The 16197-nt window shown below is 59.1% G+C and carries 17 protein-coding genes; 11 read left to right on the plus strand and 6 right to left on the minus strand.

Going from position 1 to position 16197, the window contains the following annotated elements:
- Positions 1-121 precede the first annotated feature (121 nt).
- From ACQ4WP_RS15540 to ACQ4WP_RS15565, 6 genes are all read left to right on the plus strand, one after another.
- Positions 122-574: a PaaI family thioesterase gene (locus tag ACQ4WP_RS15540; RefSeq protein WP_436522093.1), complete on the plus strand. Its 453-nt coding sequence runs from the start codon at positions 122-124 to the stop codon at positions 572-574.
- On the plus strand, positions 571-996 hold the full coding sequence (locus ACQ4WP_RS15545) for a GNAT family N-acetyltransferase (RefSeq protein WP_436522095.1): 426 nt from the start codon (positions 571-573) through the stop codon (positions 994-996). The genes ACQ4WP_RS15540 and ACQ4WP_RS15545 overlap by 4 nt, the downstream gene beginning before the upstream one ends.
- A gap of 230 nt (positions 997-1226) precedes the next feature.
- Positions 1227-1508 (plus strand): MerR family DNA-binding protein, encoded by a 282-nt coding sequence (locus ACQ4WP_RS15550; RefSeq protein WP_436522097.1) that lies wholly within the window; start codon positions 1227-1229, stop codon positions 1506-1508.
- A gap of 161 nt (positions 1509-1669) precedes the next feature.
- The gene (locus ACQ4WP_RS15555; protein ID WP_436522099.1) at positions 1670-2740 is read left to right on the plus strand and encodes an AraC family transcriptional regulator; all 1071 of its coding nucleotides are present in this window, start codon (positions 1670-1672) and stop codon (positions 2738-2740) included.
- A 279-nt stretch (positions 2741-3019) separates the two neighbouring features.
- Entirely contained in the window at positions 3020-4162 is a 1143-nt protein-coding gene (locus ACQ4WP_RS15560; RefSeq protein ID WP_436522101.1) for a nuclear transport factor 2 family protein, read from the plus strand.
- Positions 4163-4179: 17 nt separating this feature from the next.
- Positions 4180-5904 (plus strand): serine hydrolase domain-containing protein, encoded by a 1725-nt coding sequence (locus ACQ4WP_RS15565; RefSeq protein ID WP_436522103.1) that lies wholly within the window; start codon positions 4180-4182, stop codon positions 5902-5904.
- Between the two features lie 362 nt (positions 5905-6266).
- Here the strand turns inward: ACQ4WP_RS15565 and ACQ4WP_RS15570 are convergent, their stop codons facing one another.
- Positions 6267-7325, minus strand: a complete 1059-nt coding sequence (locus ACQ4WP_RS15570; RefSeq protein ID WP_436522105.1) for a tyrosine-type recombinase/integrase — start codon at positions 7323-7325, stop codon at positions 6267-6269.
- 182 nt (positions 7326-7507) lie between these two features.
- Here ACQ4WP_RS15570 and ACQ4WP_RS15575 point away from each other — a divergent pair, with 182 nt between their 5' ends.
- Positions 7508-8530, plus strand: a complete 1023-nt coding sequence (locus ACQ4WP_RS15575; protein WP_436522107.1) for a DNA-binding protein — start codon at positions 7508-7510, stop codon at positions 8528-8530.
- Positions 8523-8660 carry a hypothetical protein gene (locus tag ACQ4WP_RS15580; RefSeq protein ID WP_436522109.1) on the plus strand — a complete coding sequence of 46 codons (138 nt, stop codon included), beginning with the start codon at positions 8523-8525 and terminating at the stop codon, positions 8658-8660. The genes ACQ4WP_RS15575 and ACQ4WP_RS15580 overlap by 8 nt, the downstream gene beginning before the upstream one ends.
- 246 nt (positions 8661-8906) lie before the next feature.
- Here the strand turns inward: ACQ4WP_RS15580 and ACQ4WP_RS15585 are convergent, their stop codons facing one another.
- From ACQ4WP_RS15585 to ACQ4WP_RS15595, 3 genes are read right to left on the minus strand one after another with little or no spacing between them, the layout of a single operon-like run.
- Positions 8907-9464 (minus strand): hypothetical protein, encoded by a 558-nt coding sequence (locus ACQ4WP_RS15585; RefSeq protein WP_436522111.1) that lies wholly within the window; start codon positions 9462-9464, stop codon positions 8907-8909.
- Positions 9465-9472: 8 nt separating this feature from the next.
- Entirely contained in the window at positions 9473-9907 is a 435-nt protein-coding gene (locus tag ACQ4WP_RS15590; protein WP_436522113.1) for a DUF1801 domain-containing protein, read from the minus strand.
- A 30-nt stretch (positions 9908-9937) separates the two neighbouring features.
- Positions 9938-10546, minus strand: coding sequence for a hypothetical protein (locus ACQ4WP_RS15595; RefSeq protein ID WP_436522115.1), 609 nt, complete (start codon positions 10544-10546; stop codon positions 9938-9940).
- Between the two features lie 189 nt (positions 10547-10735).
- Between ACQ4WP_RS15595 and ACQ4WP_RS15600 the strand changes: the two genes are divergently transcribed.
- Genes ACQ4WP_RS15600 through ACQ4WP_RS15610 form a run of 3 tightly spaced genes read left to right on the plus strand, consistent with a single transcriptional unit; the run spans position 10736 to position 14213 of the window.
- Positions 10736-11689, plus strand: coding sequence for a VirK/YbjX family protein (locus ACQ4WP_RS15600; protein WP_436522117.1), 954 nt, complete (start codon positions 10736-10738; stop codon positions 11687-11689).
- A 36-nt stretch (positions 11690-11725) separates the two neighbouring features.
- On the plus strand, positions 11726-13123 hold the full coding sequence (locus ACQ4WP_RS15605) for a serine hydrolase domain-containing protein (protein WP_436522119.1): 1398 nt from the start codon (positions 11726-11728) through the stop codon (positions 13121-13123).
- A 46-nt stretch (positions 13124-13169) separates the two neighbouring features.
- Positions 13170-14213 (plus strand): serine hydrolase domain-containing protein, encoded by a 1044-nt coding sequence (locus tag ACQ4WP_RS15610; protein WP_436522121.1) that lies wholly within the window; start codon positions 13170-13172, stop codon positions 14211-14213.
- 3 nt (positions 14214-14216) lie between these two features.
- Here ACQ4WP_RS15610 and ACQ4WP_RS15615 read toward each other — a convergent pair whose 3' ends face one another.
- Together ACQ4WP_RS15615 and ACQ4WP_RS15620 are read right to left on the minus strand one after the other, a co-directional pair.
- Positions 14217-14570, minus strand: a complete 354-nt coding sequence (locus ACQ4WP_RS15615; protein ID WP_436522123.1) for a hypothetical protein — start codon at positions 14568-14570, stop codon at positions 14217-14219.
- A complete protein-coding gene (locus ACQ4WP_RS15620; RefSeq protein ID WP_436522125.1) occupies positions 14567-16135 on the minus strand; it encodes an EAL domain-containing protein in 1569 nt (522 codons plus the stop codon). The genes ACQ4WP_RS15615 and ACQ4WP_RS15620 overlap by 4 nt, the downstream gene beginning before the upstream one ends.
- Positions 16136-16197: the final 62 nt, after the last annotated feature.

The raw sequence follows: 16197 nt of genomic DNA on the forward strand, positions 1-16197 counted from the left end.
CGATTTCATCGGGGCCCGCAGAGCAATACAACTGCAACAAGGCCGGATATAGAACTGCAGCCTAGCCTGTCTGAAACACACAAAATCACCTTGCCAAACGGGAGGCGTCCATATAGTTACCATGCACCCCAACGACATGAGCGGCTTGCAACTGATGCAAGCTTTCGCGCAAGGCCTGTTTCCCCGCCCCGGCATTTCCAAGACCATGCCCATGGATGCGCACACGGTGGAGCATGGCCGCGTCATCTTCACGGCGACGGCGAATGAAACGCACACCAATCCCATGGGCGGCGTGCATGGCGGTTTCGCGGCCACCGTGCTCGACACGGTCACGGGCTGCGCCACGCACACGGTCTTGCCGGCCGGCGAAAGCTATGGCACGACAGACCTCAACATCAAGATGTGCCGCCCCCTGCCCTTCAACGTGACGGTCTACGCGGAAGGCAAAGTGATCAATGCGGGCCGCAATCTGGTCATTTCCGAAGGCACGATCCGCGACGAGGCCGGTAAAGTGTACGCGCACGCGACAGCCACCTGCATGATCATCCGCCCCCGGGAGCAAGCCGCCGCATGATACGACCTGGCACCATCGCGGAAGCCTGGCACGTGCTGCAGGCGATTCCCGAGTTCGACCAGCGGCGCAGCCTGGCGCAGTTGCAGGACCGGTTGCCAGCCGGCGCACTGGTGCTCATCGCCGAAGTGGACGGCCAGCCCGTGGGCTGCAAGCTGGGGTATGGCGCCGAGGATGGCACTTTGTATAGCTGGCTGGGCGGCGTGCTGCCTGCGCACCGCAAGACGGGCCTGGCGCAGCAGTTGCTGGATAGCCAGGAAGCCTGGGCCAGAGCACACGGTTTTACATCCATCACGGTGAAATCGATGAACCGCTATCCGGCCATGCTGCGCTTGCTGATCCGCAATGGATACCAGATACGGCTAGTGGAGCAAGTTGGCGACCCGGCCAAGGAACGCATCCATTTCGCCAAGCCGTTATCTTAGCCCCCTCACAAGAGCACTTGTATGTCTCTTGCTTGCCAAAGGAATAACAGCGCCATACAATGATGCACCCCAGCCGTCCGCTATCGGCCAATTCCGGATATTCACGCCCTCCTTCGTCAATTTTTGAAAACTTATGCAAGAACGATTTCACACTGACATGCTAGCTAACTAAAACAACCGCGCTATCATTGACCGTTGGGACGCCTTACCATTTTTTCACGGGTGACTTTATGCTGACCGTCGAGGTGATCCGCGCGGGCCAGGTGCTGGGCTGGTCAATTAAGGACATCGCGGCGCGCGATACAAAGCACCGCGAACAGGTCAATCCTCCTGCGCGCGCCGTGGCCATCCTGCGCGGGCAATTGGAGGAGATTGAAGCGAAAGCTGCCGAGCTGAATTGGATGCGCGCGCAGTTGCGCGACAAGCTCGACTGGATCGAGCAGGGCGCTCACGGCGCGCAGCCGGGATTCGGGCAATATGGCTGCAGGGTCGCGGCGCCGGTCAGCGTATAGTCGAAGGCATCGCGGGGAAGCGTTCTCAGCGATGAGCGACTATGCGATGATGTGCGACGCTTTCGATTTTTTACGGGCCCCGGCCCATAACGCAGTTAAACGTCACCAACCGACCAGTGATCTCAAGCCTACTACTATTTTTCTTTAGCGCCCTGGGCGCCGTGAATGGCGTATTGCTGGCGTTCTACTTTTTCAGCCGCCGATCCCATCGCCTGACGCATGCCATGCTCGGCGCATTGCTGCTGGTGATCGGTTTTCGCACGGTTAAATCGGCGTTTTACTACTTTAATCCCGACCTTGCTGTCGCGTTTATTCAACTGGGCCTGTCGGCGTGCCTGCTGATCGGGCCGCTGACATATCTGTATGTCCATTGCCATCTGGCCGACGTGACAGACAGTGCCGTCAGCAAGCACTGGCGCTCGCATCTTTTTCTGCCCTTATCCTTAATCGGCATCGCCGTGCTATTCCCGTATTCGCGCAATACGGACACTTGGTTCTATGTGATTTGCGGCATCCATGTTTACTGGTTTTCTTGTTTGCTATTGGCTGGCAGGCAGCTATGGCAGGCGCGCGGCGTATTGGGCCGCGTCGATGGCCGATTTTCCCGTCAAACAGCGCTCCTGCTCAGCGTTTATTTCAGTAGTCTCCTGATACTCGTCGCTTACGTTAGCACGCCATTCACGTCTTATATTATAGGCGCGCTCTCGTTTACTTTTTCTATCCACATCACGATCATGACGTATATCGTGAAAAATGAAGCGGTGGACGAGGCAGGCAAGAAGGAAAAATACCAGAATAAGAAAATGAACGACGATGATATCCGCGCATTGCTCAATTCCCTCGATAAGGTAATGCGCGAGCAGCAGTTGTATTTGAATCCGGCCTTGAGCCTGGCGATGCTGGCGAAGAAAGTTGGCAACCTGCAAACGACGGTTTCCCAGGTAATCAATGAAAACCTCAATAAAAGTTTCAACCTTTATATTAATGAATTTCGCATTCAGCACGCCAAAAACCTGTTGATCACGGCATCCCACCTCAATATGGAACTCGTTGCCGAGCGCAGTGGTTTCAATTCCAATTCCACATTTTTTGCCGCGTTCAAGAAGATCACGGGGCAAACGCCTGCCGGCTATCGAGCGGTCTTTGCATCGATGCCGCTCTCGTCCTGTGGCGATGGCGCCGACTGTGCGCCGGCATCGCCGCAACGCCATCGCGTCACCAGCGATTCCTGACATACCGCGTCGCACGCAGCTGCCGACCGTTGGCGCCGGTAAGCCCGGTGTGCTGGCCGCCTGAACTTGGGCTTGCGCTTCGTCGCGACCATCGTTGAAATCCCTCTCGAATTATGGATCCGGAGTCCGAAATTGTGGTTTGCGACCATGGACTTCCCCGTTCGCTCTAACGTGTCATTCGGCAGCTTCGCTTCGTCGCACAGTGTGCGGATCCGATAGCCGCCCGAACAACCGTATTTACCTTCGGCGAATAGGTAATAGTGAAACTTTAGGTAATGTATGAACCAATATATTCTTTTGCGCGCCATTCTCCATGTCTTTCTCTTGTTTTGCATGACCGGGCAGGCGATGGCTGCTACGGCGCCTGCCGTAGCAGGCGCGGACCGTGATCGGATCACAAAAACCTTGACGGACTATATGGAAGGAACGGCTAATGGTGAACCGGCCAAGTTGAAGCAGGCGTTCCATCCTGATTTCAAGTTATACGCAGTAACGGAAGACAATGAATTGCTGATCCGTTCCGGAGAACAGTACATCGCGCAAATCAAATCGGGCGAAAAAATTAGACGCATCGGAAGCATCGTATCGATCGACATCGAAAACAATGCGGCCACCGCGAAGGTAGAAATACTAATGCCCAATTTCAGGCTTTACACCGATTATTTCCTGCTGCTCAAATACGCGGGCTCTTGGAAGATCGTGCAAAAGAGTTACACCTGGAAAGCGGTGCCAAAGCAGCAAAACCGGATCTTGTTCGTCACGTCGAACCAGCATACCTATGGCAATACGAAGATCAGCGCGGCCAACCATTTCGAGGAAATAGTCATTGCCTACGACGTTTTCAGGAAAAATGGCTATGCCGTGGATTTCGTCAGTCCCGATGGCGGTGCAATTCCAGTCGGCTACGTCGATACGTCGAATCCGACGCAAAAGGAACACCTGTATGACGCCAGCTTCATGGCATTGCTCAAGAATACGCTGAAGCCCGAACAAATCAACGCAAGTGAGTACCAAGCCGTCTATTACAGCGGCGGTGGGGCGGCTATGTTTGGCGTTGCAGAAAATGAAAAAATCCAGAATATCGCCAGCACAATCTATGAAAATGGCGGCGTTGTCTCAGCCATCTGCCACGGCACGGCCGGAATTGTCAACCTAAAGAATCGTGATGGCGCGTTCATCTTCGCGAACAAGAAAGTTACCGGATTCCCCGATATTTTCGAAGACACAAAAGCCGAATATTACAAGGCATTTCCGTTTTCCATCGATAAGGAGGTTAGCAAGAACGGCGGGAATTTTGTCTATTCTAAAAGATGGGGTGACAACTTCTTCATCGTCGACGGAAACGTCATCACGGGACAAGATCCGACGGCCACTGTTTCCGTGGCGCAGGAAGTGATCAAGAATCTCCAGCGACACAATTAAATAGACAGGAACTGATAATGAACATCCAAACTTTAAAAGCAGCATATTTAATGCTGGGACTCCTTGTATTGCTTCCGTTTTCGGTAAGCGCGGACGACGGCGCCGAACAAATCCTGATAGAGAAGTTCGACCAGATCGTCAGCGAACTCAATACACCGAACAAACCGGCATTTGCGGTCGCTATCTTCAAGAAGGACAAATTGATATACGAGAAATCTTTCGGAAGCGCTAATCTCGAATACAAGATTCCTGCCACGGTTAATACGAAATTCCAAATCGATACACTTGCCTGGGAATTTATCGCGTACTCCGTCTTGAAGCTCGAAGAGCAGGGCAAGATAAAATTAAATGACAGCATCAGCATGTATGTGTCGGGGTTGCCGGATTTCGGCAAGAAAATCACCGTCAATCATTTGCTGAGCTCGACCGATGGCTTGCATGGATACAAGGTCTTGAAGTCGTTGTCAGGCTGGGAGCCGATAGGGGGCGAACAGCACAATGCCGTCCTAGAACTCGTAAAAAGCCAAAAGAAATTGAACTTCAAACCGGGTGACGTCTTTTCGCCGGGCGGCGACACGCGGCTGATACTGCTGGCGAAGATCGTCGAAGTCGCATCGGGAAAACCGTTTGATGAATATTGCAAAAATAATATCTTTGTGCCGCTCGGCATGACGAACACCGCGTTTCTCTACGGCGACGCGCCGCCTGAAAACACGGCCGTGCCGTACCGCGATGACGGCAAAGGCGCCTATAAAATCGACTATGGCAGCGGAAACGTTCCAGGGCCTGTCAATCTTTACAGCTCGATCAGAGACCTCGCGATCTGGCGCTCCGCCATCTTATCCGACGCGCTCGGCGGAAACGCGCTTGCCACTAAACTAAATGCACCGATCAAGCTTGATGGCGGCGAAATCATCAAGGATATCGCCAGTATTTCGACATACGGACAGCAACACGCCGGCAAGGAACGGGGAATTGCAAAGATTTACCAGATAGGCAGTTTTGGCGGATACGCGAGCTCGATTTTCCATTTTCCCGATCAGGAAATTACTGCTGTCGTACTGAGTTCCGGCCTAGCGTACAACGGAATGTACGGCATGCAGATTGCTTCCACGATATTGAAAGACCATTTCCTCGAGCCTGAAACCATCGATTATTCCAAGATCGAAAGCGTGAAGCTGAGCCGTGCGCAGAGTCAGAAATACGAAGGCGTGTACTGGAGCAGCGAACGGACGCTTGCTGCGAGAGTACACGTTAAAAATGGTGTCTTGTATTACACGCGGACGGAAGCCGATGGCCGCGTACTGATCCCGTTAAGCGATTCGACCTTCCAAATGAAGATTGATGGCGACGATCATTATTTTATTAAATTCGTGGATAAGAAAGGAAAAATGGATATGCACTTCAGCATGGGGGAAAGCGATCCCGTTGTTTTCGAACCGTACAAGGCAGTTTCCTACGCAGAAAATGAACTGGCTCAATTCACGGGAACGTTCTACAGCGAAGCGCTCAATTCCTCTTTCGTTTTCGTGGTAGATAACGGCCAGCTTATGGCCAAAAATGTGCGTGTGGGCTCCGTCACTTTTAAGCCCGTTAAGATGGATGTGTTTTCTGGAAATAAATATTTCATGGGCGGCATTCAATTCAACCGTAATAGCAGAAATAAAATTATCGGATTTCAGGTTGTCGTAGACGAGGTGCGGAATCTGGAATTCAAGAAGATACGCATCGACGGTAGTTGAGTTTGCGGGATTTGACTGGGGTGCGGTTGGGAAAGTATTGATCAATTCAATCTCCAGCGATTTCAAGGCGGGGTAACTGACTCAACAGATCTGCGATTGATAAACTCAAAAAAATGGGGCTGCCCGAGGCTGCCAAGCCGACAGTCTGCAATGGGGCGAAAGCAGACGCACAAATCCATGGCACGAGCACTAGCCTGGCCGTCTTGTTCGCTGCCGGGCGGACGCCATGATGGGGCGTTAAACCAACCCTTGGATGGCTACGCCGATTTCGCAGATTGCCCATCTGCCATGAGACGCGGGCAGACCTTCCGCTCCATTCCCTCACGCATTGGTGGTAGAGCGCAAGGTGTTGTCGGGCGCTCTCAGGCCGCCGGCTTCTTCTTCGCCCTCAATAAACTGCCGGCCGCATTGTCCTCGAAGCGGCCAGCCTCTTCTATATAGCCATGCACGGTGCCGTCGTGGCGCCAGCCGCCCTGGCGCTTGATGGCCTGGAAATCGGCGCCGGCGCGGTGCGCACTGGTGGCCATGCCGCGGCGCAGGCTGTGGCTGGACAATTCCGGCACGTAATCGAGCTCCGTCAGCCTGGCGCAGCCCTCCAGTATCGTATTGATGCTGCTCGCGTGCAGCGCTTTCACGCTCACATGGCCCCACTGATTGACGGGGCGCAAGAGCGGTCCGGAGCGGATGTGCGCCGCGGCCAGCCAGGCGCGCAGGGCCGTGGCCGGGCAGCAGACGCCGTCGCCGAACGGAATCGCCTTGACGATGCCCTCCCCCAGTTGGTCCGTTTTCGAACGGGGCAAGGTGATCAGCATGCCCTGCGGCTCCCAGCTCACGTCTTCCAGCATCAATCCCACCAGTTCGCTGCGCCGGAATCCGCCAAAAAAGCCCAGTTGCAGCAGGGCGCTGTCGCGCAGGGCCTTGACGCTGCCCAGCGCGGCCAGTTTGGCGACGATCACCTCCAGGTCTTCCAGAGGCAAGGCCTTGGCCTTCTTTTTCGGCTTGCCGTGCAGGCGCGCGATGCCGGCCAGGGTCTTGCGCACGGTGGGCGTGGACGCCGGGTCAGCAAAGCCCTGGTACACATGCCATTGCGACAGGGCCGTCAGGCGCAGGGCCAGGGTGCGCGCGTTCAGGCTGTCCGCATGCGCCAGCAGGTAGCGGATGACGGTCGACTCGTCGGCGGGCAGCGCCCCGCCCCAGGCCTGGAAGTGGCGGATGGCAGAACGGTAGGTGCGGCGCGTGTTGTCCGACGTGGCGGCGGCGAGAAACGCCTGGTGGCGCGCGGCCAGCTCCGCATCGATGAGGGCGCCGTGTAACGGTGCAACGGCGATGGCGGCGTTTTTCGAAGGAGTACTACGGCGTTTCGAGAGGGGCAAATCGGGCATGGCGGCAGCGAAATCACGCTTTTGTACTAAGAGGGTCACAGAATAGCATGCCAAACACCCCCATAACACGCGATAAGCGATCTTATCGCAGCTTATATGTTTCAATAATCATTAAAATTTATATCGTAATATTATTCAATATTACGTATCATGTAATACGTTACTAAATTTCGCTCATAGGTGGTTTCATGGCCCGCACAGGCATTTTGTACTCTGATGTTATGAAAGCAGCCCAAATCGTCGCTGCCGATGGGCGCAACCCCACGGTCGACAATGTGCGCGAAGCGCTGGGCAGCACGGGCAGCAAGAGCACCATTGCGCCCCTGCTGAAGCGCTGGAAGGAAGAGTTCCAGGGCGCGGGCGCCGTGAAAACGGAGTCAGGCTTGCCGACCGAGGTAATGGAAGCGATGCGGGGCGTGTATGAGAAGCAGCAGCGCGACGTGGCGCAGCAGCTGGAAACGGGCATGCAGCAGAACCGCGCCGAACGCGATGCGGCGCTGGAAAAGCTGAAAAAGACGGAAATGGATCGGCTAAAACTGACGGAGGCGCGCGCCGCCCTCACCCAGGAGTTGCGCGCCACGCAGCATGCGCTGGCGCAACTGAAGGAAGAACACCATTTTCGCGCCGTCACCCTGGCCACCCTGCACAGCGACAACGCGGGCCTGACGCAGCGCCTGGCTGACCGGGGCGAGGAAATTTCCGCCCTGAACCGCCAGCTGGCGCAGGTGCGCTCGCAGTTCGACCATTACCAGGAGGCGGCCGCCACCCAGCGCAGCGAGGAGCGCGCGCAGGCGCAGCAGCGGATCAGCCGGCTGGAACAGGACAACGCGCAGCTGCAGCAGCGTTTGCAGGGCCAGCAAGCGACCCTGGTGCAGCAAGACATGCGCCTGGCACAGCTGCAAGCGGAGCAAACGCGCTTATCCAGCGAAGCGGCCGCCGACCGCGAAGCCCTGGCCACCGTGCGCCCCGAGCGCGACCAGTTTGAATTTCAATATCAGCAGGCGGCCGCGTCCGCCGACGCCCTGCTGGCCAAGCTGGACACGGCCTTGCTGGCGCTGAACGATGCCAGGGTGGCGCTGGCCGCGCAAGACCGCCAGCTCGACATGCTGGCGGAAAGCGGGAAAATAACGCAGCAGAAAATGGAAGCATTGGCGCAGGAGCGCGATGGCTTGCTGCGCGAGAATGCCGGCATGGCGGCCAGGCTGGGCCTGCTCATGGATAGCAAGGGGAAACGCGATGTTTGAACCTGTTTACATGGTCTGGGATATCGACGATGGCCCCAGGACGGGCCTGGCCAGCTTTCGGGGCTTGCCGCACTATTTCGCCTGCCCGATGACTGCCGATGGGACAAGTATGCGCAGCATTTCACCCTGACGCCGATCGGCGCGCCGCTGCTGGCGCAGGCAAGCGCTGGCGCACCCTGTTACACGGCGCGTTTTGGCGAACTGCCGGGGCAGGAAGCGCCGCCTGTCGGCATGCTACGTGCTTGCGAGTCGCAGTGGTCGGCTTTCCATCTGAAGCGTCACTCTCCCTCTCGGGCACAGGTAGCGCGCGCGTATCGTCCAGTTGCGTTGAGGCTCAGATGGCGCCGAAGCGCGCCACCACGGCGACCAGCAGCTGTTACAGTCGCCGGTTCAGCACGCTGTCGATATCGTGGGTTTTCCGCTCCACATCAACCGTACCGTTTTGCAGCCAGTAACCATCGCCTGCTTGTTTCAGTGCATCCATGTCGAGCGTGCCCAGCGCTGGCGGGATGGCGCCGGCGAGCCAAGCGGCAACCTCGTCCCACGCCGCATAAAACAGTTTCAGATACCAGCCATCGTCGTGAGCAAAGGCAAGAAAGCGGTTCTGCAAGGCGGTCAGTCCCGTGCGCTGCGACGCCGTGGCACGGTGCGCCAGCGCCTCGGCCACGTCCGCATCAAGGGATGCCGACGCCCTGCCCTGATAATTCTGCCAATCGGCCCACGCATGGCTGCCGCAGGCATGCAGGTCTTCATGCGCCAGGGCCGGCAATTGCTGCTGCGCCAAGGTTTGCCAGGCGGCAGGCTTGCGGGCCGTGCCGGCGCTGCCCTTGCGCAGCACGATGCCGCCCGCCTTGCCGAGGGCGGGGATAAAATCCTTGAATTCGATGCCGGAGGCGACCAGCATGCGCTCGGCCGGGTCGTGCCAGATATACAAATAATGTCTCAAATGTTCGTCCGCTTCGGTTTGGGCGCCGTATTTATTGCCACGGCGGCGCGTATCAGCGCCTTGAACGCCGTGGCATCGAGCTGCTCGCCTTCGTGGATATCGATGGCCCGGCGCGTGTTGCCGTCCAGGCTGGAATTGAACAGGCCGGCCGGATCGGGCAAGGCGGCGCCCTTGGCGAAGGTGAGCTTGACGGCCAGTTTATAGGTTTCTCCCGTGCAAATCATGCCCGCATGCGACCAGACGGGCACGCCGCGCCATTTGACTTCTTCGACCACGTCCGGGTCCGCCTGGCGGATCAGCGCGCGCACCGTGGCCAGCGCTTTGCCGCGCCAGTCCGCCAGGGAGGCGATTTTCGCGTCGATCAGGCGGGTAGCGGACTCGCCGCTCGCCGCGCCCTCCCCGGACTGCGTGTCTGGCTCTGTTTTTTTCATGGAAGTAATCTCCTTCAATGTACGCGTACCTTACTGCGCCGGATTAGCCATGCAACTGGCCAGCGCGGCAATGAACTGGTCGCGCAAGGCCTGGTACTGCGCATCCGTCGCGAATTCCCGCCTGTCCGCCGGCTGATTGAGCAGATAAGCGGTGGCGACCGTCCCGCTGGCTGCATGCAGCAGTGTGTATAGACTGATCACGCCGGACGCTTGCGTGATGTTCTGGTTGTTCAATCCTAGCACTTCCACACCCTGGCGCGTGTCCGTTTCCAGCGGCACCAGATGTGGCGGCTTGCTGTTGGCTGACATCTGCTGCATTTGCGCCAGGATGGTTTCGCGGTCGGCGGCAAAGCTGCCTTCGGCGCTGCGTTCGATTTTCAGATTCACGAAGGGCAAGCTGCTCTTGCGGAACAACATCAGCCGATAGCCATCGGCCGTCGATACCCGGCCCTCTCCCGTCGCCAGCTTGACGCTGCGCGTCGTCACGTGCGCGGGCAAGCGGTCCTGCTGCCGGAACTGAAACTCGCTACGGTTGATGCATTGCGCCAACGCTCCCAAGGGATCGGCCGTGCGCTCTTGCGCCTGGGCGCCCAGTGCGGCGACCAGCATGGGAATGACAAGCAAATGGCGGTGATTCATGAACGGCATCAGTCATTGAGTGGAGGTGCCGCGAGCATAACCGTCCATATTGCCAGAAGGCAAATGTTTAGTTGTCATCCTCTAAATGCCCGTGGGAATAGCTTCTTAATATGAAATTCACCTTGCCCACGTAGCATTCAGATTGGCAAGGCTCTCATTGTGCAGCGCCTGCCATTTTCCGGCAGAACCATGAATGACATCGCTTTAACCTTGCGCCACGGCGGCGCCGCGCCGCCATATCGCGCCAACGGCCACCGCCTGAAAGCGGCGCTGGGCGCCCTCTTCTTTCCCCGCCAGCGCACGCGCTGGCAAGCCTTCCTTGGCAGCATGCCTGGCATGACCTCGCTGGCGCAGCTGCATCCCTGCTTGCGCTTCAAGATTTACCGCCCTTACGCCTCGCGCCAGCTGGGCTGCACGGATCGCCTGGCCTTGCTGGAAGGGCATTACCGCTTCCTGTGGCAGGCGGGCGGGCGCGGACTGGTCGAGCGTGCCGCGCGCCAGCCTGTGGTGCTGGCCGCGTTCGAAGGCAAGGACGCGGCGCTGTACCGCTTGCAGCTGACGGCCATCCACGACAGCTACCGCGAAGGCGAACTGTGTCTGCGCCTGACGCGCGACGGCCAGCCCCTGTACCTGGCCAGCTTTTTATTTGTGCCGCGCGCCGATGGCGTCTCCTTGCAGCTGGGTGCGCTGCAAGGCTTGCGCTCGGAAGCGGGTGCGCACGCCGTGAAGGCGGCCACGCGGGCGCTGCACGGTTGCCGTCCGAAAAACCTGATGGTCGCGGCCTTGCGCGATTTCGGCGATTTTTTTGCTTGTAATAACCTTTTTTTGATCAGCAATGACAACCGTATCGCCCTGAATGCACGCCGGCGGCGCCATATCGCCGCCGATTACGACCTGGCCTGGCAGGAATTGCACGCCTTGCGCATGCGCGACGGTAATTATCACTTGCCCTGTGCGCCTTACCGGGCACCGGACCTGGCCGAGCTGCCATCAAAGAAACGCGCCGATGCGCGCCGACGTGGCGAATTGCTGCAAGGCATGGCCGCCGGCATGCGGGCGCAGCTGGCGGGTTTTCTCGATACGCCAGTGACAACACTGGCTGAGATACCTTGCCAAACCAGCCATTATTCAAGGATGCTATGATGCTTTCTTTCTAGCAACTATCACCTGACGGCATCGATGATCCCCACACGCCTGCGCGCCCTGTTTGTGTCTGTTTTATCCCTGTCCACCTGCGGCGCCATGGCCACACCCACGCTCGACGCGTCCATACGCGAACGGGCGGAAACCCTGGTGCGCAACGGCCAGCATGCCAGCCTGGTCATCGCCGTAATCGACAGCAAGGATAGCGCCGTGTATGGCTTCGGCCGTGCACGCGACAACGATAGCTACCAGCCTGATGCCGATACCATCTATGAACTCGGTTTCGTGAGCAAGACATTCACGGCCTTGCTGCTGGCCGACGCTGTTGTGACGGGCAAGGTCAGGCTGGAGCAGCCGGTGTCCGAGTTGCTGCCCGGCTATACAATTCCCGAATTCGGCGACAAGAAAATCACCCTGCGCTCGCTGGCAACGCACTTTTCCGGCCTGCCTGTCCTGCCTGACAACCTGCACTCGGCCAATCCCCTGGATCCGTTTACCGACTATGACGAAGCGCAGCTGCGCACCTTCCTGGCTGGCTACGCGCTGACACGCAAACCCGGCAAGGAGTTTAAATTCTCGATGCTTGGCTACGGCCTGCTGGGAACGGCGCTGGGAACGCAGGCAAAGATGTCGTATGAAGACCTGCTGCGGGCACGCATCACGGGACCACTGGACATGCCATCGACGACCACGATACCTTCACCCGAAATGCGCGAGCGCATGGCGCATGGCCACCTGGACAATGGCGTGCCTGTGCCGATCTGGGACTTCCGGGCACTCGAGGGCGCTGGCGCCGTATTATCAAGCGGACGCGACATGATACGCTATCTGCACTCCTACATGCAGCCTGCTGGCGAGGCGCAAAAGCTGGCCTTGCGGCCACAGCAGGTATTGGGTGGCGAAGGTCATGACCCGCGCGCCAGGACACTCGGCCTGGCGTGGACATTCGAACGCGTCAACGGCCAAAACTACGCATGGCACAACGGCATGTCGGGTGGCTACACCAGTTTTGTCGGCTTTAGTCTCGATGGCAAACGTGGCGTGGTGGTAATGAGCGGCACATCGCGCGAAGTCCAGTCGCTGGGCCAGGCCGTTCTGTGGCAAGGCCAGCTTCCGCCATTGCCGTTGCCAGCGCCATTACCGCGGGAAATAGCCATCGCCCCGGCCGATCTGGTGCAATATGCAGGGCAGTATGCGCTGGGCGCCAGTGTTATCCTCAATGTGCGCCAGGGGCCCAATGGCTTGCTTGCAGGTATCCTGGAGTCGGGTACAACGGAACCGGGTGAAGCGCTCATGTTCGCCAGCGCGCAGGACACGTTCTTCTCCAGGATGACCGGCGGGCACCTGGTGTTCCAACGTGACGCCGAGGGCAGCATTATCGGTCTGGTCTTACACCAGCATGGCATAGCAAAGTTCGCCAGACGGCAGTTCTAGCCCTGTCATTGCTCATTCGACAAGCATGGCGTAAAACTCAGGATTTTTGCCCTGCTATACGGTGCCTGCCTTCGACGGCAAGGCGATCAGCCTGCTCGACCTGGCCACGCACTATTCTTCACTGCCGCGTCTGCCCGATAATTTCGCCCCCAAGGACCCGGCCAACCCGTATGCCGATTACACGGCAGCAAAACAGCGACAGTTTCTCGCCGCCTACCATCTGCCGCGTGCGCCGGGCAGCGCCTTTGACTATTCGAATATCGGCTATGCCGTGCTGGGCACGGCCCTGGCGGCGCGGGAGGGCCGCAGCTATGAAGCGCGGCTGCAAAAGCGCATCGCCGTGCCGCTGGGCATGCGCTCGACCTCGAACCAGCCCACGCACGGCATGCTGGCGCGCCTGGCGCCGGGCCACCTGGTCACGGGCGAGCCCACACAAGCCTGGTACTTGAACGTGGTGGCGTCGGCCGGCGGCGTGTATTCCAGCGCGCGCGACATGCTCGCCTACCTGCAAGCGTACATGTTCAAGCCGCTGCGCCCGTATGCGCTGGCCGTCAAGCCGCAGCGTCCACTGGCGCCCGACAGCAAAACCAGAATCGGCCTGGCCTGGCTGCTGGAGCTGCAACACGGACAAAGCTATGCCTGGCACAGCGGCCAGACGGGCGGCTACACCAGCTATGCGGCCTTCATCACGGACGGCAAGCGGGGCGTGGTGGTGCTGACGAACACGGCGCGTACCATCGATGCCCTGGGCTTGTCCGCTTTGCTGCCCGGCACGCCCTTGCCGCCGCTGAAAAAGCCGCAAGCCGCCATCGAGCTGCCGCGCGCAACATTAGCTGAGTACGTGGCCGAATATGTGCTCGCGCATTCCCCAGGCGAAAATTTCACATTGACGGTGGCGTTGGGCAAGCAGGAGCTGGAAGCGGCCGGCACGGGCGTCGGTTCGGCGCCCCTGTTTGCCAGCGCGAAAGACCAGTTTTTCTTCCGCGCCATCGAGGCCGAACTGACCTTTACGCGCGATGCCGCAGGCAAGATCGCCGGCGCCGTGCTCAAGCAGGGCGGGCAGGACGTGGTCTTGCCGCGCAAGCAATAGCGCTCAGGCGGCAGGGTCTTGCATGAATTGCTCGACCCGCTCGACAAACGCTGCCTTGCTGCGCGTGCGAAATTCGCCCAGGAAGGCGTCGCTGCCCTGAACGATCTTGCCGTGGCGGTCGTATTGCACCTTGCCCATCTCCAGCACGAACTCGCCATCGGGATCATCTTCCGGCTCGAAGTGCGAGTTGAAGCAATAGCCCGTGTCGCGGCAGCTGCCCCATAGCAGCAGCGCGCTGCTGAACCATTGCATGGTATGCGGGCCTGGGTCCACCTGGAACAAGGTGTTGACGGTGATGTGCCAGCCGCCCGGTACGCGCAGCGGCTGCAAGGGATAAGGGAAGTTTGCCTGTTTCATGTGGATGATGGCGTGCGGCGGGTTTCGTAGAAGGCGAGAAATTCGCCGGCCGGCAACGCTTTCGCAAACAGCCAGCCCTGGCCGAATTCGACCTTGCGTTCGCGCAAATAGTCGGCCTGGGCCTGGCTTTCGATGCCTTCGGCCACGATCAGCATGTTCAAGGTGCGCGCCATGGCAATGATGTGCGGCGTGACGCTGCTGGTGGCGGCGTCCGTGCCGATGGTGTCGACGAAGGATTTGTCGATTTTCAGGGCGTCTAGCGGCAGGTTTTGCAGGCTGGAGAGGCTGGAATAGCCCGTGCCGAAGTCGTCGATGGCCACCGCGTGGCCGCGCGCTCTCGCCTTTTCGATGGTGGCGCGCGCCGCTTCCACGTTAATGAAACCCCGCTCCGTGGCTTCCAGCCAGATCTGCTGCGCCTCGATGCCGGTGCCGGCCAAGGCGCGTTCGAGCACGTCGAGCACCCTGCCCGTTTCAATATCGCTGGCGCACAGGTTGATGGCGATGTGCAGTTCGCGGTCGGCCAGCAGCGCGGCGCGCATGTCGGCGATGACGCAATCGATCACCTGGTCGGTAATGGGCAAGATCAGCTCGCTTTCCTCGGCCACGGGGATGAACAGGTCGGGCCGTATCATGCTGCCGTCGGGACGGCGCCAGCGTATCAGCGCCTCGGCGCCCACGCACACGCCCGTATCGAGGGCGATGATGGCTTGATAATGGACAAAGAATTCGCGCCGTTCGATGGCGATCCGCAATTCTCCCATCAGGGACAGGCGCCGGCGCGACAGCCACACGACGATGCCGACGATGAAGGCGGCCATCAGCAAGCCCAGCGGCAAGAGCAGCAGCTGTTCGCGCCGCAGCCTGTCGTTCAGCTTGCTGCGCGGCTCAATCATGACGGCCGTCAAGCCATCGCGGTACAGCATCGCATGGATGCTGCCGTCGTGCGCCGCGCCGCTCGCCGCTGGCTGGCCGGCGAGCAAGCTTTGCACCAGCGCGGGGTCGGGATGGTGCAAGGTGTCGAGCACGCCGCGCTTGCCGATGGCCACGGCCATCTGGATGTCGCTGTCGACGATGACGTCGGAAAAGCGCACGGGATCGATCAGCACTTTATAGGCGCGGTAAGTCAGTCCCACCATGCGCTTGCCGCCGCTGACGACGGGGCGCAGGTTGAAATCGATGCCCATGCCATTGGCCAGGGTGAAGTCGGCGGGCGTGACGGCGATGCGCTCGTCCTCCATGCCCGTGGACGTGCATTTGAGCAAGCCATTTTCGATATAGCCGATATCGTCGATACTGCGCGTGGTGATGGTGATGCGGCGCAGTTGCTGGATATGCGCTTCCGAGCACGGCGCCAGGTCCAGGGCATCGGCGCTGCGCAGGGCGACGCCGGCCGAGGCGATCGAACGGTGGGCGCGCTCGAGCGCGTAGCCGGCCAGCAGGCGCAGGCGTTCTTGCTCGCCCTGCTCGGCGCGCACGGACGACAGGTAAAAGGCCTGGCTCAGGGGAACGGCCACGCCGAGGACTGCGACCAGCACGCTGGTGATGATGATGCGTTTTCTGCGCATGTGATTACCTGCAGTAGTTATATGATTGCCATGTATTGCTCGATGGCATCATATTACAAGCA

The sequence above is a fragment of the Janthinobacterium lyxosi genome, assembly GCF_051380665.1.
In the GTDB taxonomy this organism is placed as follows: Bacteria; Pseudomonadota; Gammaproteobacteria; order Burkholderiales; family Burkholderiaceae_D; genus Janthinobacterium.